At 64.0% G+C, this 22,705-nt stretch carries 19 protein-coding genes; 8 read left to right on the top strand and 11 right to left on the bottom strand.

Going from position 1 to position 22,705, the window contains the following annotated elements:
• Nucleotides 1-91: 91 nt before the first annotated feature.
• Together RWT78_RS13575 and RWT78_RS13570 are read left to right on the top strand one after the other, a co-directional pair.
• Entirely contained in the window at nt 92-1,039 is a 948-nt protein-coding gene (locus tag RWT78_RS13575) for a nitrilase-related carbon-nitrogen hydrolase (RefSeq protein ID WP_314676174.1), read from the top strand.
• Entirely contained in the window at nt 1,036-2,061 is a 1,026-nt protein-coding gene (locus tag RWT78_RS13570) for an agmatine deiminase family protein (RefSeq protein WP_314676173.1), read from the top strand. The genes RWT78_RS13575 and RWT78_RS13570 overlap by 4 nt, the downstream gene beginning before the upstream one ends.
• A gap of 9 nt (nt 2,062-2,070) precedes the next feature.
• On the opposite strand, the gene RWT78_RS13565 is transcribed toward RWT78_RS13570, so the two are convergent.
• The 3 genes from RWT78_RS13565 to RWT78_RS13555 are packed head-to-tail and all read right to left on the bottom strand — an operon-like array spanning nt 2,071 to nt 5,865.
• Complete coding sequence (locus RWT78_RS13565) at nt 2,071-4,008, bottom strand: VWA domain-containing protein (protein ID WP_041815135.1); 1,938 nt, start codon at nt 4,006-4,008, stop codon at nt 2,071-2,073.
• Between the two features lie 9 nt (nt 4,009-4,017).
• Nucleotides 4,018-5,394 carry an ATP-binding protein gene (locus RWT78_RS13560; RefSeq protein ID WP_102999408.1) on the bottom strand — a complete coding sequence of 459 codons (1,377 nt, stop codon included), beginning with the start codon at nt 5,392-5,394 and terminating at the stop codon, nt 4,018-4,020.
• Nucleotides 5,395-5,448: 54 nt separating this feature from the next.
• A complete protein-coding gene (locus tag RWT78_RS13555) occupies nt 5,449-5,865 on the bottom strand; it encodes a VOC family protein (protein ID WP_314676169.1) in 417 nt (138 codons plus the stop codon).
• Nucleotides 5,866-5,950: 85 nt separating this feature from the next.
• Here RWT78_RS13555 and RWT78_RS13550 point away from each other — a divergent pair, with 85 nt between their 5' ends.
• The 3 genes from RWT78_RS13550 (at nt 5,951) to RWT78_RS13540 (ending at nt 8,192) form a co-directional block, all read left to right on the top strand.
• On the top strand, nt 5,951-6,523 hold the full coding sequence (locus tag RWT78_RS13550; RefSeq protein ID WP_007727593.1) for a DUF4126 domain-containing protein: 573 nt from the start codon (nt 5,951-5,953) through the stop codon (nt 6,521-6,523).
• A gap of 27 nt (nt 6,524-6,550) precedes the next feature.
• Nucleotides 6,551-7,519 (top strand): alpha/beta fold hydrolase, encoded by a 969-nt coding sequence (locus RWT78_RS13545; protein ID WP_314676166.1) that lies wholly within the window; start codon nt 6,551-6,553, stop codon nt 7,517-7,519.
• A 451-nt stretch (nt 7,520-7,970) separates the two neighbouring features.
• Nucleotides 7,971-8,192, top strand: a complete 222-nt coding sequence (locus RWT78_RS13540) for a hypothetical protein (protein ID WP_003946391.1) — start codon at nt 7,971-7,973, stop codon at nt 8,190-8,192.
• A gap of 76 nt (nt 8,193-8,268) precedes the next feature.
• Here the strand turns inward: RWT78_RS13540 and purH are convergent, their stop codons facing one another.
• The 4 genes from purH to RWT78_RS13520 form a co-directional block, all read right to left on the bottom strand.
• Nucleotides 8,269-9,828, bottom strand: coding sequence for a bifunctional phosphoribosylaminoimidazolecarboxamide formyltransferase/IMP cyclohydrolase (purH, locus tag RWT78_RS13535; RefSeq protein WP_003946407.1), 1,560 nt, complete (start codon nt 9,826-9,828; stop codon nt 8,269-8,271).
• On the bottom strand, nt 9,821-10,540 hold the full coding sequence (gene purN / locus RWT78_RS13530) for a phosphoribosylglycinamide formyltransferase (RefSeq protein ID WP_399551879.1): 720 nt from the start codon (nt 10,538-10,540) through the stop codon (nt 9,821-9,823). The genes purH and purN overlap by 8 nt, the downstream gene beginning before the upstream one ends.
• Before the next feature lie 6 nt (nt 10,541-10,546).
• Nucleotides 10,547-12,079 (bottom strand): DUF6350 family protein, encoded by a 1,533-nt coding sequence (locus RWT78_RS13525; protein WP_314676163.1) that lies wholly within the window; start codon nt 12,077-12,079, stop codon nt 10,547-10,549.
• A gap of 121 nt (nt 12,080-12,200) precedes the next feature.
• On the bottom strand, nt 12,201-13,244 hold the full coding sequence (locus RWT78_RS13520; protein ID WP_054826650.1) for a DUF5336 domain-containing protein: 1,044 nt from the start codon (nt 13,242-13,244) through the stop codon (nt 12,201-12,203).
• Between the two features lie 86 nt (nt 13,245-13,330).
• Here RWT78_RS13520 and RWT78_RS13515 point away from each other — a divergent pair, with 86 nt between their 5' ends.
• Complete coding sequence (locus tag RWT78_RS13515) at nt 13,331-13,966, top strand: YigZ family protein (protein ID WP_003946418.1); 636 nt, start codon at nt 13,331-13,333, stop codon at nt 13,964-13,966.
• Between the two features lie 42 nt (nt 13,967-14,008).
• On the opposite strand, the gene sucD is transcribed toward RWT78_RS13515, so the two are convergent.
• The 3 genes from sucD to RWT78_RS13500 form a co-directional block, all read right to left on the bottom strand.
• Nucleotides 14,009-14,911, bottom strand: a complete 903-nt coding sequence (gene sucD / locus RWT78_RS13510; protein ID WP_003946432.1) for a succinate--CoA ligase subunit alpha — start codon at nt 14,909-14,911, stop codon at nt 14,009-14,011.
• A 15-nt stretch (nt 14,912-14,926) separates the two neighbouring features.
• Nucleotides 14,927-16,096, bottom strand: coding sequence for an ADP-forming succinate--CoA ligase subunit beta (sucC, locus tag RWT78_RS13505; protein WP_314676159.1), 1,170 nt, complete (start codon nt 16,094-16,096; stop codon nt 14,927-14,929).
• A 179-nt stretch (nt 16,097-16,275) separates the two neighbouring features.
• Nucleotides 16,276-18,117: a hypothetical protein gene (locus tag RWT78_RS13500; RefSeq protein WP_314676158.1), complete on the bottom strand. Its 1,842-nt coding sequence runs from the start codon at nt 18,115-18,117 to the stop codon at nt 16,276-16,278.
• Between the two features lie 232 nt (nt 18,118-18,349).
• On the opposite strand from RWT78_RS13500, the gene RWT78_RS13495 reads away from it, so the two are divergent.
• Entirely contained in the window at nt 18,350-19,372 is a 1,023-nt protein-coding gene (locus tag RWT78_RS13495; RefSeq protein WP_030534879.1) for a M23 family metallopeptidase, read from the top strand.
• A 78-nt stretch (nt 19,373-19,450) separates the two neighbouring features.
• Here RWT78_RS13495 and pcrA read toward each other — a convergent pair whose 3' ends face one another.
• Complete coding sequence (gene pcrA / locus RWT78_RS13490; protein WP_003946394.1) at nt 19,451-21,943, bottom strand: DNA helicase PcrA; 2,493 nt, start codon at nt 21,941-21,943, stop codon at nt 19,451-19,453.
• Nucleotides 21,944-22,259: 316 nt separating this feature from the next.
• Here pcrA and RWT78_RS13485 point away from each other — a divergent pair, with 316 nt between their 5' ends.
• Complete coding sequence (locus tag RWT78_RS13485; RefSeq protein WP_003946362.1) at nt 22,260-22,586, top strand: chorismate mutase; 327 nt, start codon at nt 22,260-22,262, stop codon at nt 22,584-22,586.
• The last annotated feature ends 119 nt before the right edge of the window (nt 22,587-22,705 follow it).

Here is a 22,705-nt window from a genome sequence, read left to right as displayed (position 1 = left end):
GTCCTTGATCAATCAGCGCTCACCCACCATACTTAACGAATCACATTCGTTTTACGTTGAACGTCGAATACCCGAGCACCGAGGAAACCCCATGCTGACGATCACCGCCCTCACCCCACCCGAGTCACCGGCCGCGACTTCGCCGTCCACGTCCACCCCTCTGCGTGTAGGTCTCGTCCAACATCGCTGGCACGAGGACCAAGACGACCTCCACGCTGAATTGAGCGAAGGCATTGCGTCCGCAGCGAAGCTGGGCGCTTCCGTGGTCTTTCTTCCAGAGCTGACGCTCAGCCGCTACCCCGCCTCCACCCCGGCCGGCGACAATCCCGGACGCGCGGCGGAAGACCTGCTCACCGGACCCACTTTCGCCTTCGCCACCAAGGCCGCCGCGGAGAACCAGGTTCTCGTTCACGCGTCGTTGTACGAGCGCAGCGACGCCGAGGACGGCCTGGGCTTCAACACCGCGATCCTGGTCTCGCCCGGGGGTGAACTTCTCGGTCGTACCCGCAAGCTCCACATTCCGGTGACGGCCGGGTACTACGAGGACACGTACTTTCGCGGCGGTCCGTCCGAGGACGCATACCCCGTTCACGAGGCACTCGGCGCCAAGTTCGGACTCCCGACATGCTGGGACGAGTGGTTCCCCGAGGTCGCACGTGCATACTCCCTCGCCGGTGCCCAGGCCCTGGTGTACCCGACGGCGATCGGCTCGGAACCCGATCACCCGAACTTCGACACCCAACCGCTGTGGCAGCAAGTGATCGTCGGAAACGGTATCGCCAACGGCACTTTCATGGTTGTCCCCAATCGCCACGGCAGTGAAGGTCTCATCACCTTCTACGGTTCTTCCTTCATCTCGGACCCGTACGGACGCATCCTCGTTCAGGCTCCGCGCGACGAATCAGCCGTCCTGGTCGCAGATCTCGACCTGCAACACCGTGAAGACTGGCTTGCGCTGTTCCCGTTCCTGGCCACTCGCCGACCCGACACCTACTCGGCCCTGACCGCACCGGTGAACACTGCAGGAGCCAACCGATGACCTGGCGCATGCCCGCGGAAAGTGAACCGCACGAACGTACCTGGATGGCGTACCCGAGCGCCGGATACTCTCTCGGGGACACCGCGGAAGAACAGCACGAAGCGCGCTCGGCGTGGGCGGCCGTCGCCCACGCCGTCGCCGAATTCGAGCCGGTCACCGTCGTCGTCGATCCCGCCGAAGTCGAAGAAGCACGAAAGTACCTGTCCGAGAAGGTCGACATCGTCGAGGCACCTCTCAACGACGCGTGGATGCGCGACATCGGGCCGACGTTCGTCCTGTCCGACGAAGGCCGTCTCGGCGGAGTCGACTGGGTGTTCAACGGCTGGGGTGCACAGGATTGGGCGCAGTGGGACAAGGACTCGAAGATCGGCGCATTTGTCGTCGAACAATCCGGTGCCCAGTTGATCGACTCACCAATCGTCAACGAGGGCGGCGGTATTGCGGTCGACGGTCTCGGCACCGTCTTGGTCACCGAAACCGTCCAACTCGATCCGGGACGAAACCCCGACCTGACGAAGGCCGACATCGAGGCCGAACTCGCCCGCACCATCGGCGCCAAGCACGTGATCTGGCTTCCCCGCGGATTGACTCGCGATCAGGAGACCTACGGAACGCGCGGACACGTCGACATCGTCGCTGCCATCTCTTCCCCCGGAGTTGTACTCGTCCATGACCAACGCAATCCGGTGCACCCCGACTACGCCGTCAGCAAGACGATCATCGAGTTGTTCGAAAGCTCGACGGACGTCGGCGGTCGGCCGTGGAAGGTCATTCGGGTACCTGCGCCCGAGATCCTGCGCGACGACGAGGGATTCGTCGACTACAGCTACATCAACCATCTCGTGGTCAATCGCGGAGTGATCGCCTGCAGCTTCGACGATCCGGCCGACGCCGAAGCGGCCCGGATCCTTGCGGCCGCCTACCCCGGGCGCACCGTCGTCACCGTCGACGCCAGACCGCTGTTCGAACGTGGCGGCGGCATCCACTGCATCACCCAGCACCAGCCCGCTGAACAAGACTGACGGCCGGAATCAGCGGCGACCTCGCATGTAGTCACTCACGACCGCAGCGCCGAGGCCGTCCAGGTCCGGCGCGATGACGCGTCCACCCACACGGTGCGCCATCCGGTCGACCACCCTGGCCAGACCTGGATCCTCACCGAGGCGGAAGAACGTGACCTTGGCGCCAAGCCTGGCCACCGCGTCGAGTGCTCGAACCGTCAAACCGAGGGTTCGCGCACTCGGCGGGTAGTCGAACCTGGCTTCTCCGTCCGCTTCGAGATGAGCCGTCGGCTCACCGTCGGTGACGATCAGTACCACCGGCTGTGCGTTGGAGTGGCGTCGAAGATGCCTGGCCGCCAACAACAGTGCGTGGTGCAGGTTGGTTCCCTGGTCCCACGCGCCGTCCAAACCAGCGAGCTCCGACGGGCTCAGCACGTGCGCGTGGCGTCCGAAGGCGATCAACTGGAGTTCGTCGCTGCGAAATCGCGTACTCACCAGATGATTGAGTGCCAGAGCGGTGCGCTTCATCGGCACCCAGCGATCTTCCATCACCATCGAGAACGACGTGTCCACCAGGAGAGCAACCGCAGCCTGACTGCGCTGTTCGGTTTCGGCCACCTCGACATCGACGACGCTCAGCCGCACCGGCATTCGGCCCGGGTCACGCAGGACGGCGTTGGTGATGGTTCTCGTGACGTCCCACGGTTCGGTGTCCCCGAATTCCCATTCGCGGGAAGCTCCGGTCGGTTCGCCCATCGCACCTGCCCGACGCGTGTCGCGTTGACCGGTTCGCGACGACAGTTGCCCGGCGACATCGCGCAGAGCAGTCTGTCCGAGCTGTCGCATGGCTTTGGGCGACAAGCGCCATTGACCATCCGGTGCACGATCGAAGAAACCCTGTTCCTGTAAAGCCTTTTCGAGATCGGCCAGGGTGCGAGCATCAGCGGCGGCTTCGTCGCCGAGTTGCCGCGCGAGTAGCTCGGGGTCGATGTCGTCGAGCGCTGCGCCCGCATACTGCTGCGACAGTTGATCTGCCAGCGATTCCAGCTCGGCGATGTCCTGCAGGGCACCGGTCCCCTCACCCAACCCCATTCCGTTGTCGCCGCGGAACTGTTGCGAACCTTCCCAGTCCTCACCCGGCCGAGCCGCCTGAAGGAACTGGTCGAGTTGACTCAGCTCACTCATCAGGCTCGGATCGCCGAACGCCTGCTGCGCCAACGCATCCAACTCGTCACGCTGCTCCTGCGAGAGCGAGTTACGCAATCGTTGTGCGGCCGCCGCGCGCTGCGCCAACGAATCCAGAAGTTCGTCGACGTTGCGCGGGTTGTCCGGGAAATACTGCCCGTGCTTGTCCATGAACTCCGCAAACTGCTCCGGAGTGTCGACACCCCGAGAGTGCGCGTCGAGCAGTTGATTCAGATCTGCCAGCATCTGGCGAATCTGCTCACGATCCTCGTCGGTAGCGCCCTCGAGTGCCTGCTTCATTCCTGAGAAGCGTTGATCGAGGACCTCACGTCCGAGCAGATCACGAATCTTCTCGTAATCCGCGCGAGCCTGTTCGCTGCGCCAGTTGTAGTCGGCCAGATCTTGCACGGCCTGAGCTGTCGACGGCGGTAACTCCTCGATCCGCATTTCGTTGAATCGTGCGTCGTCGTCGAGAGCACGTGCCAGTTCTTTGCGCTCTTCGAGCACCGCCTTGTCGAGAAGCTTGCGAACCTCGTCGAGAGTTCCGTCGAGATTGTTGCGGCGCAGCAACTCGCGTCGACGCCGGTTCGCCTGGGCGGCAAGGTCGTCGAGCCCGCGCATGTCCCGGTTGCCTCGGCGCAGGAGCTCTCGGAGGGCATGGCGCGGCGACGTGCCCGACAACACGTCGTCGCCGATTGCTGCCAGGGCCTCGCGCAGATCCACGGGAGGCGCGAGCGGATCGGGGCCACCGTCGTAAGGCCCGTACCGCGGATTGTGGATCATCACTGCCCCTTACGAATACACCGAGCGGCCGCCCGGGCCTTGATCTTTGGAGATCCGGCGCGCGAGGTAAAGCCCTTCGAGGGCAAGTTCGGCACCGGCGGCACGCTCGCCGTCGGATTGCGCACCGAGACGTTCGGCTACTTCGTCCAGGACCTCGAGGTCCGGAAGCTCGTCGAGAAATGCCTTGGCCGTGACAGATTCACCGGTGACGATCGTGTTGCCCATCTCCACCGCAGCAACCAGCATCCCCAGGTCGATCCCGCCGAGACGTACCCGAACCGTATCGGCCGTCGCGCGACGCAGCAGGTGCTCGAGCACCTCCAGTTCCCGTCCCTCTTCACCGGATTCGAACTCGACCTTGCCGCGAAGAACCTCGACCACGGACTCGAGATCGACGGGCCGTGCAACAGGATCGGCCTCGCCGAGCACCGCCGCGCGTCGTACCGCCGCTGCACTGACGGTTTCCGCGCCGGCGACGGCAAAGCGTGCCGACACACCCGATCGCTGATCCACCGAGGTGGATTCGCGTAGCAAGCGCGTGAACCTGGCAAGAATTTCGAGAAGGTAGTCGGGCACCTCCGCGGCCAGGTGCGCCTCCTGCTCGATCACCGCGATCTCGCCCGCCAACTCGACGGGGTAGTGAGTACGGATCTCGGCGCCGAAGCGGTCCTTGAGTGGTGTGATGATGCGCCCGCGGTTGGTGTAGTCCTCAGGGTTGGCGCTCGCGACCAGAAGAACGTCCAACGGAAGCCGAAGCGTGTACCCGCGGACCTGGATGTCCCGCTCTTCCATCACGTTGAGCAAAGAGACCTGGATGCGTTCGGCGAGGTCGGGAAGCTCGTTGATGGCCACGATTCCGCGATGCGCGCGAGGCACGAGGCCGAAGTGAATGGTCTCCGGATCGCCGAGGCTCCGGCCTTCGGCAACCTTGACCGGATCGACGTCGCCGATCAGGTCGGCGACCGAGGTATCCGGCGTCGCCAACTTCTCGGAGTACCGCTCGCTGCGGTGGCGCCAGGCGATCGGGAGGTCGTCGCCCAGCTCCTTGGCTCGACGTATCGAAGCCGGGGTGATCGGCTCGTACGGGTGCTCCCCCAGTTCCGAGCCTTCGATGACGGGCGTCCACTCGTCGAGCAGGAGCCCGAGAGTGCGAAGCAGCCTCGTCTTTCCCTGACCTCGTTCGCCGAGCAGAACCACGTCGTGGCCGGCGATCAGCGCCCGCTCGAGTTGCGGGGCGACCGTGTCCTCGAACCCGACTATCCCGGGCCAGGGGTCACGGCCGTCCCGCAACGCGGCGAGAAGATTCTCTCGTAGTTCTTCCTTGACACTTCGCTGTACGTGTCCGGAGGCGCGTAGCTCTCCGAGGGTTTTTGCGACAGTCACCACTCCACGCTACGAGTGTTTTCGGGGTTTCGCCTCTCGCCGAGCAAGTTCGGTCGCTCAGCCCTCGATGTTCTCGGGATTCATCCAGATGATTTCCCAGATGTGGCCATCGGGATCCTGGAAGCTGCGGCTGTACATGAAGCCGTGATCCTGCGTCGCGTTTCCCTCGGAACCGCCGGTCGCGAGCGCCTTGTCGACGAGGGCGTCGACGGCCTCACGGGTCTCGGCCGAGAGACCGAGCAGCGCTTCCGTCGACGTCGAGGTGTCGGCGATGCCCTTGGTGGTGAAGGTCTTGAAGAAGGGCTCGGCCAAAAGCATCACGACGATGGTGTCACTGATGACCATCGACGACGCATTCTCGTCGGAGAACTGCGTGTTCTTGGAGTATCCGAGGCCCTCGTAGAAGGTGGTGGCCTTGCCGAGGTCCTTGACGGGCAGGTTGAGGAAGAACATCGGCTGCGGGTGTGTCGCCATGAAAGGTCCTTTCCGAGACTTTGCTGTGCGCCTTTATTAACCGCCGGCGGTTAATAAAGGCGCACAGTAGACCTAAACTCCACCCATGGATACCTGGGTGTTGCCGGCCATGCTCGGCCTCGGACTCGCCGCAGCGTCCGGAATGCGAACCTTCCTGCCGCTGCTGATGCTCAGCGCTGCCGTCCACTTCGAACTGTTCGGGATCACCGTCGGCGAGTCGATGCGGTGGATCGGATCGACCGGCGCGCTGGTCGCATTGGCAATCGCCGCGGTGGTCGAACTGGGTGCCGACCTCATTCCGTTCGTGGACAACGCACTCTCGGTGATCGGGAACGTCACCGGACCGATTGCCGGAGTGATCGCCGCCTGGGCGGCATTCAGTCATCTCGACCCTGCGATGGCCGCGTTGGCGGGCATCATCGTCGGAGCGCCGACGGCGTTGACGTTCAGCGCCGCGCAGACCGGCACTCGCGCGGTCAGTACGGCCACTACCGGTGGACTGGCGAATCCCGTCGTCTCCGTCATCGAGGATGTGCTGACTTTCTTCACTTCCTTGATCGCGATGATCTTGCCGCTCCTGATCATTCCCCTGCTCGCCGCGCTCTTGTGGTTCAGCTGGCGTGGCTGGCGTCGTGTCCGGAGTCTGCGCACCGCCTGACCGCACCGACCTGGTAGACAAGTCGTCATGTCCGACACCGAGATCTCGTTCCAATCCGGCGACGTCACCCTGTACGGGAGTCTTCGCCTGGCCGCCTCACCCGACGCCCCTGCCCCGGCCGCGCTGATTCTGGCCGGCAGCGGCCCCACCGATCGCAACGGCGACAGCGCCCTCCTCGAAGGCGACATCGGAACTCTGCGGTTCATCGCGGATCTTCTTGAAAAAAAAGGGATTTCAAGCCTGCGTTACGACAAGCTCGGCAGCGGCGAAACCGCCCTCGGTGACTACGACATCGAGGACATCGCCGATCTCGGCTTCAACACTTTTGTCGACGCCGCCTCCGACGGACTGGACTACCTCGCCGGGCAACCCGGCGTCGATCCCGAGCGCTTGTTCGTGGTCGGACACAGCGACGGCGCCGTAGTCGCACTGGCTCTCGCCACCGCGAAGGAGGGCGCCAGAGTCAGTGCCCTCGCACTGCTCGAGCCACTGAGCGTCAGACTTCTCGATCTACTCACGACGCAGATTCACCGCCAGCTCGATGCGGTCGTCGGCGCCGGTCAGTTGCCGGTCGAACTGGCTGACGAACTGCGCGTCGCGCTCGCCGATGCCGTCGAGTCGCTGCGATCCGAGGGCACTGTTCCGGATGACCTGCCCGAGCCGCTGCAGAATGCGGGACTCGTCCACGCCAACGCCAAGGCACTCGCCGAGGAAGACGCATTGGACCCGGTTGCGCTCGTGGCGGCGCTACCGGCGGGCATGCCCGTTCTCACGAGCTGCTCGGACAAGGACATCCAAGTCATTCCCGCCGATGTCGCGGCACTCGACGCCGCGCTCTCACATACAGCGCTGACTTCCGTGCGGATGCGCAACGCCAACTTCGTACTCAAGGACATCGGCGACGAACAGTCCACCGGTGCCGACTACGTCGCGCCGCTTCCGTACTCGGCAGAGTTCTCGGAGCCCTTCACAGCGTGGGTCCGTTCGTTCTCCTGATCACGTACAGACCGAACGTCCTCTTTTTCAGGTAGAAAGTTCCCTCCGCGAACCATCGCGGAGGGAATTCTGCTTTCTACGCCTGACCTGCAATGAAGACTCTTTCAATCCAGCGAACCTGGGGACAGAAGTCACCCGGAGTTTACGTTCGCGGCGCTTTTTATTGGTGCGAACCCTCGATCCGTGCTGTACGGTCATCCATTAACCAGCAACGCCACACAGAAAGGAACGGACATCATGTCGCTACACCCGCACGTCGTATCCGTACCTTCGTGGCGCAGCTGCACCGTAGACAAGCACATTTTTTCGGCCGCAATGTCGGCCAAGCACATGGGCAACAAGCGCGGTGTACCCCGAGAATGATCCCCAGTTTCACCGGATTCGTTCTCGGGCACCCAGGGCAAACGCCTCGGGTGCCTTTTCTTTTACCTTTCACACGCAGGAGCACCACATGAAACTTCGAGTCAACCAACTGTCCATCGCGCCGCCGTATGTCGATCTGCCCGGTGACCTCACCGGATACGCCGTCACCCTGGATCTTTCACACTCCGATGCGGCCCACGAAGCTACCCTCGGCGCATTGATCAGCGAGATCCGCAGTCGCGGAGCCTCACGCGTCGTGATCACCGGCTCACCCCGCGAACTCCAGGGCACCCACAGCAGCGCCGCCTGAAAGACCCGGGCGGCCTGAATGCAGAACGGGCCCCGAACTCCCGTTGAGGAGTCGAGGCCCGCTACCGAGGCAGGAGTCAGTGCGCGAAGTGGCGCGCACCGGTCAGATAGAGAGTGACACCGGCTTCCTTGGCTGCGGCAATCACTTCGTTGTCGCGAACCGAACCACCCGGCTGCACAACAGCCTTGACGCCGGCGTTGAGCAGCACCTGCAGACCGTCAGGGAACGGGAAGAACGCGTCCGAAGCTGCAACCGAACCTACGACGCGGTCACCGGCTCGCTGAACAGCCAGATGCGCTGCGTCGACGCGGTTGACCTGGCCCATGCCGACGCCGACAGAGGCACCGCCGGAGGCCAGCAGGATCGCGTTGGACTTCACCGAACGGCTGGCGCGCCAAGCAAATTCGAGGTCAGCGAGAGTCTCGGCATCGGCAGCCTCACCGTTGGCGAGGGTCCAGTTGGCCGGGTTGTCGCCGTCGGCGTCCAGGACGTCGCGCTGCTGGAGCAAGGTACCGCCGGAGATCGGACGCAGTTCGATTCCGGTAGCGGTCGGAGCGGCTGCCTTCAGAACACGAATGTTCTTCTTACGCTGCAGAACCTCGACAGCTCCGTCTTCGTACGAGGGCGCGATGACGACCTCGGTGAAGATGTCGGCGATCTGCTCGGCCAGTTCGACGGTGACCTCGCGGTTGGCAGCGATCACACCACCGAAAGCACTGACCGGATCGCATGCATGCGCCTTGCGGTGGGCGTCGGCGATGTCGGTGCCGATGGCGATGCCACACGGGTTGGCGTGCTTGATGATTGCGACGGCCGGATCAGTGAAGTCGTACGCTGCGCGCCACGCTGCGTCGGAGTCCGTGTAGTTGTTGTACGACATCTCCTTGCCGTGCAACTGCTCCGCCTGAGCCAAACCTGCAGGCGCAGCCGGGTTTTCGTACAGCGCAGCGTCCTGGTGCGGGTTCTCGCCGTAGCGAAGAACAGCGCTGCGGTTCCAGGTAGCACCGACCCAGGCCGGGAACAGCGAGCCGTCCTCGTCAGCGGCGATCGTGCTCGTCATCCAGCTCGCAACAGCGACGTCGTACGACGCAGTGTGCTGGAAAGCCTGCGCTGCAAGCACAGTGCGCTCACGCAAGGTGAATCCGCCACCGGCAACGGCAGTCAGGACGTCGGCGTAACGAGCCGGATCGACCACGACGGCAACCGACGGATGGTTCTTGGCTGCAGCACGCACCATCGACGGGCCGCCGATGTCGATCTGCTCGACGCACTCGTCCGGGCTAGCGCCCGAGGCAACCGTCTCGGTGAAGGGGTACAGGTTCACGACAACCAATTCGAAGGTCGCGATGCCGAGTTCCTCGAGCTGAGCGAGGTGATCCGGCTTGCGGGTATCGGCGAGAACGCCGGCGTGGACGCGCGGATGCAGCGTCTTCACACGGCCTTCGAGGCATTCCGGGAATCCGGTCAGAGCCTCGACCGGCGTCACGGGGATTCCGGCGTCGGCGATCTTCGACGCGGTCGAACCGGTCGAGACCAACTCGACACCGGCCTCGTGCAGGCCCGTGGCCAGCTCGATCAGACCACTCTTGTCGTAGACGCTGACAAGTGCACGGCGCACAGCCTTGCGTTCACTCACTGGGGATCACGGCCTTTCGTCCATCGGAAACCACTCCGCGCGTAGCAACAGCGGCGATGACGTCCGCCAACAACCGTCGCTCCACAATTTTGATGCGTTCATGCAACGAAGACTCGGTGTCGTCGTCGTGCACCGGCACAGCTTCCTGCGCCAAGATCGGCCCGGTATCAACTCCGCCGTCGACGAGATGCACCGTGGAACCGGTGACCTTCACGCCGTACGCCAGAGCGTCGGGAACCGCGTGCGCGCCGGGAAAGGCAGGCAGCAACGCGGGATGAGTGTTGATGATTCGGCCGCCGAAACGCTCGAGAAAGCTGGGGCCGAGGATTTTCATGAAGCCTGCACTGACCACGAGATCGGGTTCGTACTCGGCCACTGCTGCTGTCAGCGCCTCGTCCCAGGCGGCACGATTTTCGTAGGTCCTGATCGAGACCTTGAAGGACGGGATCTTCGAATCCGCAGCGTGCTCGGCGGCGAGGCAGTCACGATCTACACCGACGGCAACGATCTCGGCGGGGTATCCCTCGGCATGCGAAGCGTCGATCAGCGAAGTCAGCAGGGTTCCCGCGCCGGAAGCGAGTACGACTACCCGCGCGACAGAGTCGCGAAATTGGACCCTGTCGGGCATTGTCGGCTGCGGATTGTCGGCCGAGGCAGTCAGCGCACTACTCCTGAGAACTGGAAGATGATGCGGCCGGAGTATCGGCCGCATGACAGCCTAGTCGCTGGACTCCTGCGGCTTCGAGGGCAGGTCGGTCTCCGGCTCGGCCCCGGCTGTGGGGTCCGCCTCGGGTGCCGCGACAACCTCCGCGTCGACTACTTCGATCTCGACGGTTTCCTCTGTCACTACCTGCACGGGTTCGCCTGATTCTTCGACAATTTCGGCTTCGACGACCTTGGTCACTACCACCGCAGATTCCTGGGCGAGCACTTCGTCGGCATTTTCGTCGTCCTCGCCATCCGTTGTGGCCGCGGCCGTGATCGCAAGTTCGGGCTCGGATGCTCGAGCCGGTTCAGCCGTCGGCGGCGCAACCTCGTCCTTCATGTGTCCGCGGTGTGAGAACCACATCGCGAACAGCGCCGAGACGGTTCCGAACAATCCCAGCCACGCAAAAGTCAGAAGACCGAAGCCCCACCACAGGACCTCGACGGTGCCGAACTGCCCGAGGTCTCCCCCCGCAGCAATGGCAAGCAGAGCCATGACGACGCCGGCACCGGCAGCTGCCGTCAGCACTGCGAGCACACTGTCCTGCCCGGCGATGCGTCGAGCGCAATCACGGCCGAGCATCACACCCACCGCAGCCGGAACGACCAACAGCACCGGCCAGATTCCGCCGGCGACGCCTTCCGGAACCGCTCCGAGAAGGGGCAAGGGTGGCAGATCTCCACCGATGTTGCCGAACACGCTGATGGAGACGTTTCCGAAATCGGCCGTCGATCCCGTCATCACCGCGGCTGCACCGACCACGAGGTTCGGCAGGTAGAGCAGCGACAACACCGTCAATCCCAGTACGCCGACAAACCCGTTGCCGCGTGCGAGTAGGTCACCGACCGTCGACCACGACACGAGTAGCGACACCACAACGGCCACGGCGCCCGCAGCCAGCAGCGCTGCCGACGCGGCCGCGGCCGGACGAACAGCGGCAGATGCCCACGGCGGAATCTCGGCGACGACGCGATCCCAGTGCGCAGCAGCAACACCGACGGACGCGGCGATCAGGTGAATCCCGGCAACCCAGCCGAAAGCGGCCAACGTGTTGGGGCTCGACAGCGGAATTGCCGCGGAGGCGTCGGCGACAACGGCGAGAGCGATTGCCGTGATAGTCAACGGCCCGGCTACTGCCGCCCCCACCAGGCGGAGGGTGTCGTCACGGGAGTCGGTGTGCACCGCAGTCGACGCGCATCGGCGTGCAACCACCCACATCATGACGGCCGTCGGAAGCAATGGCAGTACACCGAGTTGGACGCCGCTGATAGTCGCCGGCACCTGGTGGATGACCAACCAGGTGGTGGCAATGGCGCCGAAGGTTCCGGTCAGGTCGCTGCTCGCCGATACCAAGGTGACCACGACGACAGCCGCGATCAGCAGCATCGTCAGGCCCGACGGTCGGAAGGCGACGGTCAGCAGCTTGCGCGCCAGGTCCGGGTTCGGTCCCGGGCGACCGCCGCCGACGCGGCCGCTGCCAGTACGACCACGTCCGGGTCGTGAGGACGTGGGACGGGACCGGGTGCCATCAATCAAAGAACTCATCCCCTCGAGGGTTTCACTCGACAGTGCGCCGCGCACTCAGGCGCGCCGTCGGGCTCACGGAATGTGGCCTCCACCCGCAGCGGGTCGGAGGCCACATTCATGTTCGTGAAACGAAGAAGTACTACTGCTGACGCTCGTCGGGGTTCTGCGAGCCGAAGACCTTGGTCTCGGCCGCGGAATCGCTGCTGCCCTGGTCAGGTTCCGCAGACGGCGTCGGCGCTTCGAAGGTAGGCGGCTCGAAGCCCGTCGGCTGCTCGGTCGAGCCAGTCTGCTGCTGGTTGTACGGCTGGCCGTAACCGCGTGGAGCGGTGAACTGATCCGACGAGTAACTCGGGTTCGGCTGACTCGCGGGCTGAGAGGTCAGCGGATGGTAAGACGACGTCGTCGCGGCCGACGAGTCGGTCTGTCCGGGATTCTGCACCGGGTTCTGACCGTAGGGAGACGCAGTCTGGCCGTAAGGCGGCTGCGAAGCGGTCGGGTCGACCGGGGCGGCGTGCGCTCCCCCGTATCCCTGCTGCTGCGCCTGCCCGTACTGCGGATTCTGCTGGTACTGGCCCGGCTGCTGAGCCTGCTGAGGCTGGCCGTACTGAGCCTGTCCGTATCCCTGTGGCTGACCTGGCGCCTGCCCCGGCGCCTGGCCGTAAGGCTGCGGCTGACCGTACTGCTGAGCTACCGGACGCGGCGCGGGAGCCTTCAGGATTCCGATCTCGAACAACAACGCGGCGACTGCGACGACGGTCTGCACGAACGAGAGGATCAGCACGATGATCAGGCCCCAACCGAGGCTGATGTCGACGTAGTCGCTGGTACCGACGGAGAAAGCGGCGAACACCAAAGCGAAGAAACCCGTGAGGGTGAGCGCTGCGGCAATGCCCGCATACGACTGCTTCGGGAGTAGCGATACGCCCGCGACCACACCGCCGGCGAAAACGAATCCGAGGCCGTAGATGCTCGACTCGAAGAAGCTCGAACTGGTGTCCAGGCCGCTACCGATGCCGCTGCTGCTTCCACTGATCGACGTGAAAGGCGCAAAACCGAGCAGGAAATTGATCAGGCCGAGTGCCGCGACGGCGATGAGCAGGATGAATCCGAGATTCTTGGTTCCACCGCCCGCTGCCGGCTGATTCGGTGGCCCGAAGCTGGGCCCTTGCGGCGTGAACGTCATGACTTCTCCTCGTAGACGGTCTTCGATGGTTACCAGCGTATGTGTCTCGACTTCGCACGCTAACACCGACAGGAGACAATGGGCAGATGCCCTTTACCCTCGCGCCCGGCGCCGACCACGTCGTCGAAACCGAGGTGAAGCACTCACGATTCATCGCCGCGCTTCACCGAGTAGACGACGCCGAAGCCGCCACGGAGTTCGTCGCGGAGCAGAAATCGCTGTATCCCGATGCGCGCCATCATTGTTCGGCTTTCGTGATCGGATACGAGGCGAACTCACGCGTCGAACGTGCACACGACGACGGTGAACCGGGCGGCACTGCCGGGGTGCCGATGCTTCAGGTTCTCAAGTCTCGAGATCTGGTCGATGTGATTGTTGTCGTCACGCGCTATTTCGGCGGAATCAAGCTCGGCGCCGGTGGATTGGTCCGCGCGTATTCGGGAGCGGTCTCGGTGGCTCTCGATTCGGCCGAGCTTGTGGCCAGGGAGAGAAAGGTCCTGCGCACTTTGGCGATCCGGCACTCAGAGGCCGGTCGGGTGGAAGCGGAGCTGAGAGCGCGGGGCGTCTCGGTGCTCGGAACTACGTATGGATCGAAGGCGGTGATGACGCTCGCCGCCGGTGACGCCGATGATCTCGATTCGATCGTCGCATCCATCACATCCGGTGCCGGGCAGTTGGAACCTGCCGGGTCGATGTGGGTCGATACCACTGTGCGTGGTTAAGGAGTCCGGAGACTCCCTAACCACGCACGGGGGCGAAGCCCCTTACAGGGACTGAAGAATCTCGCGAGCGAGAGCAGCGGTAGCGGACGGCGTCTTGCCGACCTTCACGCCTGCAGCTTCGAGAGCTTCCTGCTTTGCCTGAGCAGTTCCCGAGGAACCGGAGACGATGGCACCGGCGTGGCCCATGGTCTTGCCTTCGGGAGCGGTGAAGCCTGCCACGTAGCCGACGACCGGCTTGGTGACGTTGGCCTTGATGTAATCGGCTGCACGCTCTTCCGCGTCGCCACCGATTTCACCGATCATCACGATGACCTTGGTCTCGGGATCCTTCTCGAACGCCTCGATGGCGTCGATGTGGGTGGTTCCGATGACCGGGTCGCCGCCGATGCCGATGGCGGTGGAGAAGCCGAAGTCACGGAGTTCGTACATCATCTGGTAGGTCAGGGTGCCCGACTTGGAGACCAGGCCGATGGGGCCGGTGCCTGCAATGTTGGCGGGCGTGATGCCGACGAGGGCCTCACCCGGGGTGATGATGCCGGGGCAGTTCGGTCCGATGATGCGCGTCTTCTTGCCCTTGGACTCGTTGTACGCCCAAGCGTAAGCGGAGTCCTGAACCGGGATGCCCTCGGTGATGACCACGAGGAGCGGGATCTCCGCGTCGATGGCCTCGACGATGGCGTCCTTCGAGAAGGCCGGGGGAACGAATGCGATGGAGACGTCTGCGCCGGTCTCCTTGATTGCCTCTTCGACCGTCGCGAAGACGGGGAGCTCGACAGGGGAACCGTCAGCTGCAACGTGCGAGACCGTGGTGCCGGCCTTGCGAGCGTTGACGCCGCCGACGACCTGGGTGCCGGCCTTGAGCATCAGAGCGGTGTGCTTGGTGCCCTCGCCGCCGGTGATGCCCTGGACGATGACCTTTGAATCCTTGGTGAGGAAGATTGCCATTGTTCTGTGAGTCCCTTACTTCGCTGCGTGAGCGAGTTCGGCGGCCTTGTCGGCGGCCTCGTCCATGGTTGCGACGACCGTGACCAGCGGGTGGTTGGCCTCGGCGAGGATGCGACGACCCTCTTCGACGTTGTTTCCGTCCAGGCGAACGACGAGCGGCTTGTTGGCCTCGTCACCCAGGGTCTTCAGTGCGCCGACGATGCCGTTGGCAACTGCGTCACACGCGGTGATGCCGCCGAAGACGTTGACGAACACGCTCTTGACCTGTGCATCGTTGAGGATGACATCCAGGCCGGCAGCCATGACTGCAGCGGAAGCTCCGCCGCCGATGTCGAGGAAGTTGGCGGGCTTGACGCCACCGTGGTTCTCGCCGGCGTATGCGACGACGTCCAGGGTGGACATGACCAGGCCTGCGCCGTTGCCGATGATTCCGACCTCGCCGTCGAGCTTGACGTAGTTGAGGTCGTTTTCCTTGGCCTTGAGCTCGAGGGGATCGGTAGCGTCGCGATCCTCGAATGCCTCGTGGCCGGGCTGACGGACCGCTGCGTTCTCGTCGAGGGTGACCTTGCCGTCGAGGGCGAGGATCTGATCGTCAGGCGTACGAACGAGGGGGTTGACCTCGACGAGGAGTGCGTCTTCGCCGATGAAGACCTCCCACAGCTTCTGGATCGTCACGGCCGCTGCGTCGAGCACCTCTGCGGGCAGCTTTCCTGCCTCGGCGATGCTGCGCGCGAACGCGAGGTCGACGCCCTTGACTGCGTCGACGGGGATCTTGGCGAGAGCGTCGGGGTTCTCCTCGGCGGTGACCTCGATCTCGACGCCACCCTCTACCGAGCACATGGCCAGGTAGGTGCGGTTGGTGCGGTCGAGCAGGAAGGAGATGTAGTACTCCTCGGCAATGTCACTTGCCTCTGCGACCAGCAGCTTCTTGACGACATGGCCCTTGATGTCCAGGCCCAGGATTGCCTCGGCGTTTGCCACTGCGGCATCCACGTCGGGCGAGTACTTGACGCCACCGGCCTTGCCGCGGCCGCCTACCTTGACCTGTGCCTTCACCATCACGGGCTTACCGATTTCTTCGGCAATCTCGCGTGCGCCGGCGACTGTGTCTGTAACACGTCCAGCCGAAGTCGGCACTCCGTGCTTGGCGAAGAGTTCCTTCGCCTGGTATTCGAAGAGATCCATCTGCTCACCGTCTCGTCTGCGTTGTCACCCGCTCGAGGGGTAGGAGCGGGTCTGTTCTGGACTTTAACCAGTTGCCGCGTTCGGTTTGCGCCCGCATTGATGCTATGTGGCCCAAGTCACGCGCAATTGCCCGATGAGGCACGCCTCACCGATTCGGCAAGGTGGCCACACCGAATTTGTCAAGCATCAGTCTCACTGATTCTTGCGCTCGAGAACGCTGCAACGAGAAGCAACACTATGCCCGTGGCCGCTGTGATCGCACCCACCCCCACGGTTGCGTCCGATATGCGCGATGACGTGAGTGGCCACTCACCGACGTACACCAGAGCTGCCACGGCAGATCCGATCAGCAATGCCGCGCCCCGCGACGGCCGCGCGGACGCTGCGATCACAGCGGCGATCACGACGGTGACGCCGACGAGCAGTTGACCCCAGACGTCAATTCCCCACGGCCACTCCAGAACTGAGGCCGCCGTATAGGCGTCGCCCTGATAGAGGGGAAGCGCGGTTCCGATCAGGACAGCGACGGCGCCGATCCCACCGACGAGAAGCACCAGCCCTCGCGAACCGCCACCTACCGACCTGTCGACATCCTCACGCTCGGCGCTTCCCGCCAGCCAGACGAGCAGTCCCGTCGCCGCAGCGAGGAAAGCCGCGCCGCAGAGCACGAAGGCACCGGCCCCCAACCCGACGCCTGGTACGTCCGTCGCGATGACCGCCGACTGCATGACAGCGGCGACTCCCATCACGACCGTGGTCCACAACACGCCGACGGCCGGCCGCACCACCGCGGCGCGGCCCGGGGCGAACAAGCCCAGACCGGCGACCAGCAGTACAGCAGCCGCGAGCAGGACAACTCGAGACGAGAGCATGGACGGTTCGGGGATGTTCTCCGGCAACGACAGGACCGGAAGTGCCACCCCCAGGGCTGCCACTGCTGCGGTGACAACTGCGCCGATACCGGCAACGCGGTGAAGTCTGTTCACCCGCGCTTGCGCCGCCCGGGACTGAGCCACCATCGCCGCTTTCAGCGCACCCTTTGTCGTCTTCGCGGGTGCGCGAACCACACTTTCAGCGGGAATCGCATCTTTTTCACGCCTGGAAGCGAGGTAGGGAGCTGAAACGCCGATCACGGCGATGACCACGGCGGCCAGTGCCCCGACCACCGATCCCGAACCGACGCCGATCCGATCGCCGGCCGCGAACCCAGCCATCACCCTGGTTCCACTGACTGCGAGTGCGCCGAGTCCGACACCGATCAGGGCGCCGCAGCCCACCGGTAGCGAGATGGACGTCAATGCCGCCGCGACCGCAACGAGTACCGCGACGCCGACCAATCCCGTACCGACGGCGGTAGCCGCCGCCGAGTCGACGAGCGGTTTGACCAGAAAGATCGGATCCTGCGAACTGAAGGAAGGACCGAACAGGGAGAGCACGAACACCACCGCGGCCAGAATCAGCAGCGCTGTCGGCCACCCACCGATCCGCCCGCCAACCGATCGCCCGTCGAATTCCGCGGCGCGAGCGCTGCCGTATCCGTCCCGCTCTGATTCACGATGGACGACCATGAAGCCGAGGACACCAGACACCACAAGAAGTCCGTGGCCCGCGAGCGCGAGATAAGCGCCCGGACCCGCATCGATCGAACCCGCCGAAATCGGACGGAAAAGGTCCAAGCGGTTTGCATCGATTGCGTCGACGAACAACTGAACGTCGAGGATCGCCGCGCCGAGGGACACCGCGCCGATACCTGCCAGGAGTCCACCTGCGAAGGCGGGCCTGCGCCCCGAGGTGAGCACCGCAACCAGCGGCACGACGATCGTGCAGACGGCCGCGAAGAGAGCGACAGAAGCAAGAGCCCCCGTCGTGTCGACCCCGCGGCCACTCCCGACTCCGACGACGGGACTGGCTGCCACTCCGACGGCACCGAGCAGTCCGATTACCGCCGCGAGTGGCGCCCCGGACTTCACTCCGGGGTCGTCGAAACGCGCCTGCGACGTAGTTCCAGGTGTTGTGGACACTCGATCGACGGTAGTGCCTGAATGGACCGGTGATCCGGTTGTGACACGCGTGATCACGAAACGAGATGATTCGTCCGTTTTGCCCGGATCGACATATTCCCAGGTCAATCTGTGAGGCACGTCACATAATCGGACAGGTTTCCGCTACGGCTTGCGCCCATCGCAATCATTTCGTTACCGTCAGTCGGTCTAAGTCACGGGCTGATCACGAACTCGAGGAGAGAACCGGCATATGCATCACCGCAGCCAGTTCACCGCTAGTAGGTTCTCGAACTCAGCTCCAGACGAGGTCACGACCACTTATCCAACGCACTCGGCCAGGCGTTACACCGAGACCAAAAGTTCTGAGATCTCTACCGATATGTTCACTCGAAATTCATCCTCCACGTCGTCAGATTCCGACTCTCACGAGTTCGTCGAGTCCGACGTGATCAGCACCCCCACTTACGCCTCCTCCGCACCGACAGTCGATGTCGAATCTCCGGTTCGCCGCAGCGGTGCTCACCGACTCCCCACCCCTCCCTCCGCTCTCAAGGGCCGCGCCGCCGTTCTGGCAGTTGCAGCCGGCGCGGTTGTCGCCGCGGGCCAGGCAGTTGTCAACGACGGTTCCTCTTCTGCCGCCGACCACTCGGAAGTTGCACTCGCCAACGAGTCCTCCGCGATCGGTACCACCGCAGAACCGCAGGCCGCTCAGTTCGCTCCGGCCACCTCCACGGCAGCCACCACCGAGGCCGACGCTCCGCAGGTCCTCAACGTCGCAGCGCCGACCGACCTCTCCCAGTTCAGCAACCTGCTTGCCAAGGGCCAGCGTTTCAGTGACGAGCGCGCAGCACGCGAAGCCGCTGCCCGTCGCCCGCTGTTCGTCCTGCCGGCAGTGGGCACGTTCACGTCCAACTTCGGCACCCGCTGGGGCACCCTGCACGCCGGCGTCGACATCGCCGCCCCGATCGGGACGCCCATCGTCGCCGTCGCCGACGGCAAGGTCATCGATTCAGGTCCGGCTTCCGGGTTCGGCATGTGGGTACGCCTGCAGCACGCAGACGGAACGATCACCGTCTACGGCCACATCGACACGTCCACCGTCACGGTCGGTCAGCAGGTCATGGCCGGCGACCAGATCGCCACTGTCGGCAACCGCGGCTTCTCCACCGGCCCGCACCTTCACTTCGAGGTTCATCTCGCCGGCGAGAACAAGATCGATCCCCTCCCCTGGCTCGCCTCACGCGGCATCAGCCTCGGCGTCGAGCAGGACTGATCGCAAGCCCAACGCTTCTGATGAAAAACTTCCGGCCCGCACCTTTCCAGGTACGGGCCGGAAGTTTATGCCTGTCTTCTACAGCTTCACCATCGGCACACCGCCGATGAGCATCAACCGCACCTTGCCCGCGCTACCGAAGTCGATGGTGACCGTCGCGGTGGGGCCAGTGCCCTTGGTTTCCAACACGGTGCCCAGACCGTACTTGTCGTGACTGACGCGGTCACCCGTGGCGAGGACCAGAACGTTGTTGCGGCCACGCGCGGCACCGAAACTGGGAGTCGACGCGGCCTTGCCGGACCCTCCCCCGTAGTTCTGCCCGCCGCCGTATCCCTGGCCGCCCTGGCTGCCGTAGCGACTTCCGCTGCCGTAACCCGGCCTGCCGCTTCCGAATCCGCCACCGGTGCCCGGATCCTCACGGCGCCAGTTGATCAGGTCCTCCGGGATCTCCTGGATGAACCGCGACGCCGGGTTCTGGATCGGTTGCCCCCACGCCGAACGCATGATCGCGCGCGTCAGGTACAGGCGCTGCCTGGCACGGGTGATGCCGACGTAAGCAAGTCGACGCTCTTCGGACAACTCCGCCGGATCACCGAGGGCGCGCATGTGCGGGAACTGCCCGTCCTCCCAACCGGTGACGAAGACGACCGGGAACTCGAGGCCCTTGGCGGTGTGAAGCGTCATCATGGTCACGACGCCGTCGTCGGAGTCCGGCAGTTGATCGGCGTCGGCGACAAGCGATACCCGTTCGAGGAAGGCGGCAAGCGAACCCGGATCGGGTTCGCCTTCACGCATTGCTGCGGTTTCCTCGTCGTCCGGATCGATCAGCCCGGCCGCGTTTCGCGCGTCGGAACTGAATTCCCTTGCCACGCTGACGAGTTCGTTCAAGTTGTCGAGTCGCGCGCCGTCCTGCGGATCGCTGCTCGCCGCAAGCTCGGCGCGGTAGCCGGTGCGCTCGAGCACCGCCTCGGCAACCTCACCGATGTCACCGAGCTCGAACGGTTCGTCCTCGTCGGCGGCTGCTGTCGGTAGCAGGGCCCGCAGCCCGTCCATCATCTCGAGGAACGACGCGATGGCCTTCTGTGACCGCGTATTGAGCAGCGCCACTTTGCCTTCCGCGCCGTCACGGAGAGCGGCGGCGAAGCTGATGTTGCGGTGCTCGGAGTGCACGGCGACGCAGGCTTCGGCTCGATCACCGATACCGCGTCGGGGCGTGTTGAGAATGCGTCGCAGGCTCACGGTGTCGTCCTCGTTGGCGAGGACGCGCAGATACGCGACGATGTCCCGAACTTCCTTGCGCTCGTAGAAGCGAACGCCGCCGACCACCTTGTACGGCACTCCGAGTCGAATGAAGATCTCCTCGAGCGCGCGTGAGGAGTTGTTGGTCCGGTAGAACACCGCGATGTCGGCGAACTTGGTCTCGCCCTGGTCCACCAGCCGATCGATCTCCGAGGCGACAAACGATGCTTCGTCGTGCTCGTTGTCTGCAACGTAGCCGACGATCAGTTCGCCTTCACCCGAATCGGTCCACAGACGCTTTTCTCGTCGGCCGGTGTTCTTGGAAATCACGGAGTTGGCCGCAGACAGAATGTTCTGCGTCGAACGGTAGTTCTGTTCGAGAAGGATGGTCCGAGCATCCGGGTAGTCGCGTTCGAACTCTTCGATGTTGCGGATAGTGGCTCCGCGGAATGCGTAGATCGACTGATCGGCGTCACCGACGACGCACAGTTCGGCCGGGGCAACGGCGTGGTCGGACTCTCCGGCTCCGCCGACCAGTTCACGCACAAGCATGTACTGCGCGTGGTTGGTGTCCTGGTACTCGTCGACGAGCACGTGACGGAAGCGGCGGCGGTAGTACTCGGCGATCTGGGGAAACGCCTGGAGAAGCGCGACGGTCTCACCGATGAGATCGTCGAAGTCGAGTGCGTTCGCCGCACGCAACCGCTGTTGGTAGTGGCCGTAGACCTTGGCGATCAGTCGCGGAAGTTCGGCCGGATCCTGATCGGCTGCGACAACCGCCTCTTCCGGTCCGACGAGTTCGTTCTTCAGATTGGAGATATGCGTAGCGAGAAGCCGCGCGGAGAATCGTTTGGTGTCGAGCTCGAGGTCCTTCGAGATCATCGTCAGCAGTCGACGCGAATCGTCGGAATCGTAGATCGAGAAATTCGAGTTCAAACCGGGCAGGAGCGCCGCCTGTGCTCGCAGGATCCGCACGCAACTGGAGTGGAACGTCGAGACCCACATGGCGTTGGCACGCGGTCCGACAAGAGCTGCCACACGCTCGCGCATCTCGGCCGCAGCCTTGTTGGTGAACGTGATGGCCAGGATCTGACCGGGGGTGACACCCCGTTCGGCCAACAGATAGGCGATGCGACGCGTCAGCACTGCAGTCTTGCCCGAGCCGGCGCCCGCGACTATCAGCAACGGCGAACCGGCATGGACCACGGCCTCGCGCTGTTGCGGGTTGAGACCCTCGAGGAGGGCGTCCGAACCCGCGTCGTGTCCCCGCGCGCCGCCCCCGTCGTGCTGGGAATGTCCGTCGTGCTCACCGAGTGCTGGGTACGTGTTCATCGCCTGTCCACGCTACCGGCGTCCACCGACACGGTCGTCAGTGCGTCCACCTGCTGGTAGAGGCACTTGGATTACCTGTGTCGAGCATGGCAAACTGGACGCTATGTTCAGCATTTCCGTTCGCGACAACACGGCCGACCCCGTCGGCCCGCTGTGGCGTTACTTTACGTGCCCCGGACCTCGGTGCACGTGATCTGAACAGCTCACCCGCCCCTGGTCCGAATCGGATCCGGGGCATTTTCGTCAGTGTGCCTGGATCGGTAACGACCCGAGCCGAGACCACGATCCACGCAGTAGGAAGAGGAGACGAATAGCAATGAGCACCCAGGCTGCAGCCCCCCATGGAAATACTGTCGATACTGTAAAAACTGCTCCGACAGACGTCGAGATCCCCCAGAGTGAGGCGGAGATCGACGAACTACGGAAAGAAATCGACCGTCTCGACGCCGAGATCCTCGCGGCCATCAAACGCCGCTCCGAGGTCTCCCAGATCATCGGCCGTACCCGGATGGCATCGGGTGGTCCGCGTCTGGTGCACAGCCGCGAGATGAAGGTCCTAGAACGATTCAACGAGCTGGGCCAGGAAGGCCACACTCTCGCGATGCTGCTCCTGCGCCTGGGCCGCGGACGCCTGGGCCACTAGCGCACACCCAGATCACTTGCGAACGGCCACATCGGATGCCTCTGGCAGTCCCGATGTGGCCGTTCGCGGGTGTATCAGCTCTCGCGCGCGCTGTACTTCGTGGTCAGGTCTTCCTCGAT

Source organism: uncultured Rhodococcus sp. (assembly GCF_963525155.1).
Lineage (GTDB): Bacteria > Actinomycetota > Actinomycetes > Mycobacteriales > Mycobacteriaceae > Rhodococcus_F > Rhodococcus_F qingshengii.
Note: the sequence above shows the minus strand (reverse complement) of the source record. Positions and strands in the feature narration are given on the sequence as shown.

Bases quoted from the DNA above. Each gene is read 5' to 3' on its own strand.
- RWT78_RS13575 (WP_314676174.1), top strand. From the start codon at position 92: ATGCTGACGATCACCGCCCTCACCCCACCCGAGTCACCGGCCGCGACT.
- RWT78_RS13570 (WP_314676173.1), top strand. From the start codon at position 1,036: ATGACCTGGCGCATGCCCGCGGAAAGTGAACCGCACGAACGTACCTGG.
- RWT78_RS13565 (WP_041815135.1), bottom strand. From the start codon at position 4,008: ATGATCCACAATCCGCGGTACGGGCCTTACGACGGTGGCCCCGATCCG.
- RWT78_RS13555 (WP_314676169.1), bottom strand. From the start codon at position 5,865: ATGGCGACACACCCGCAGCCGATGTTCTTCCTCAACCTGCCCGTCAAG.
- RWT78_RS13550 (WP_007727593.1), top strand. From the start codon at position 5,951: ATGGATACCTGGGTGTTGCCGGCCATGCTCGGCCTCGGACTCGCCGCA.
- RWT78_RS13545 (WP_314676166.1), top strand. From the start codon at position 6,551: ATGTCCGACACCGAGATCTCGTTCCAATCCGGCGACGTCACCCTGTAC.
- RWT78_RS13540 (WP_003946391.1), top strand. From the start codon at position 7,971: ATGAAACTTCGAGTCAACCAACTGTCCATCGCGCCGCCGTATGTCGAT.
- purN (WP_399551879.1), bottom strand. From the start codon at position 10,540: ATGCGGCCGATACTCCGGCCGCATCATCTTCCAGTTCTCAGGAGTAGT.
- RWT78_RS13525 (WP_314676163.1), bottom strand. From the start codon at position 12,079: ATGAGTTCTTTGATTGATGGCACCCGGTCCCGTCCCACGTCCTCACGA.
- RWT78_RS13520 (WP_054826650.1), bottom strand. From the start codon at position 13,244: ATGACGTTCACGCCGCAAGGGCCCAGCTTCGGGCCACCGAATCAGCCG.
- RWT78_RS13515 (WP_003946418.1), top strand. From the start codon at position 13,331: ATGCCCTTTACCCTCGCGCCCGGCGCCGACCACGTCGTCGAAACCGAG.
- sucD (WP_003946432.1), bottom strand. From the start codon at position 14,911: ATGGCAATCTTCCTCACCAAGGATTCAAAGGTCATCGTCCAGGGCATC.
- sucC (WP_314676159.1), bottom strand. From the start codon at position 16,096: ATGGATCTCTTCGAATACCAGGCGAAGGAACTCTTCGCCAAGCACGGA.
- RWT78_RS13495 (WP_030534879.1), top strand. From the start codon at position 18,350: ATGCATCACCGCAGCCAGTTCACCGCTAGTAGGTTCTCGAACTCAGCT.
- pcrA (WP_003946394.1), bottom strand. From the start codon at position 21,943: ATGAACACGTACCCAGCACTCGGTGAGCACGACGGACATTCCCAGCAC.
- RWT78_RS13485 (WP_003946362.1), top strand. From the start codon at position 22,260: ATGAGCACCCAGGCTGCAGCCCCCCATGGAAATACTGTCGATACTGTA.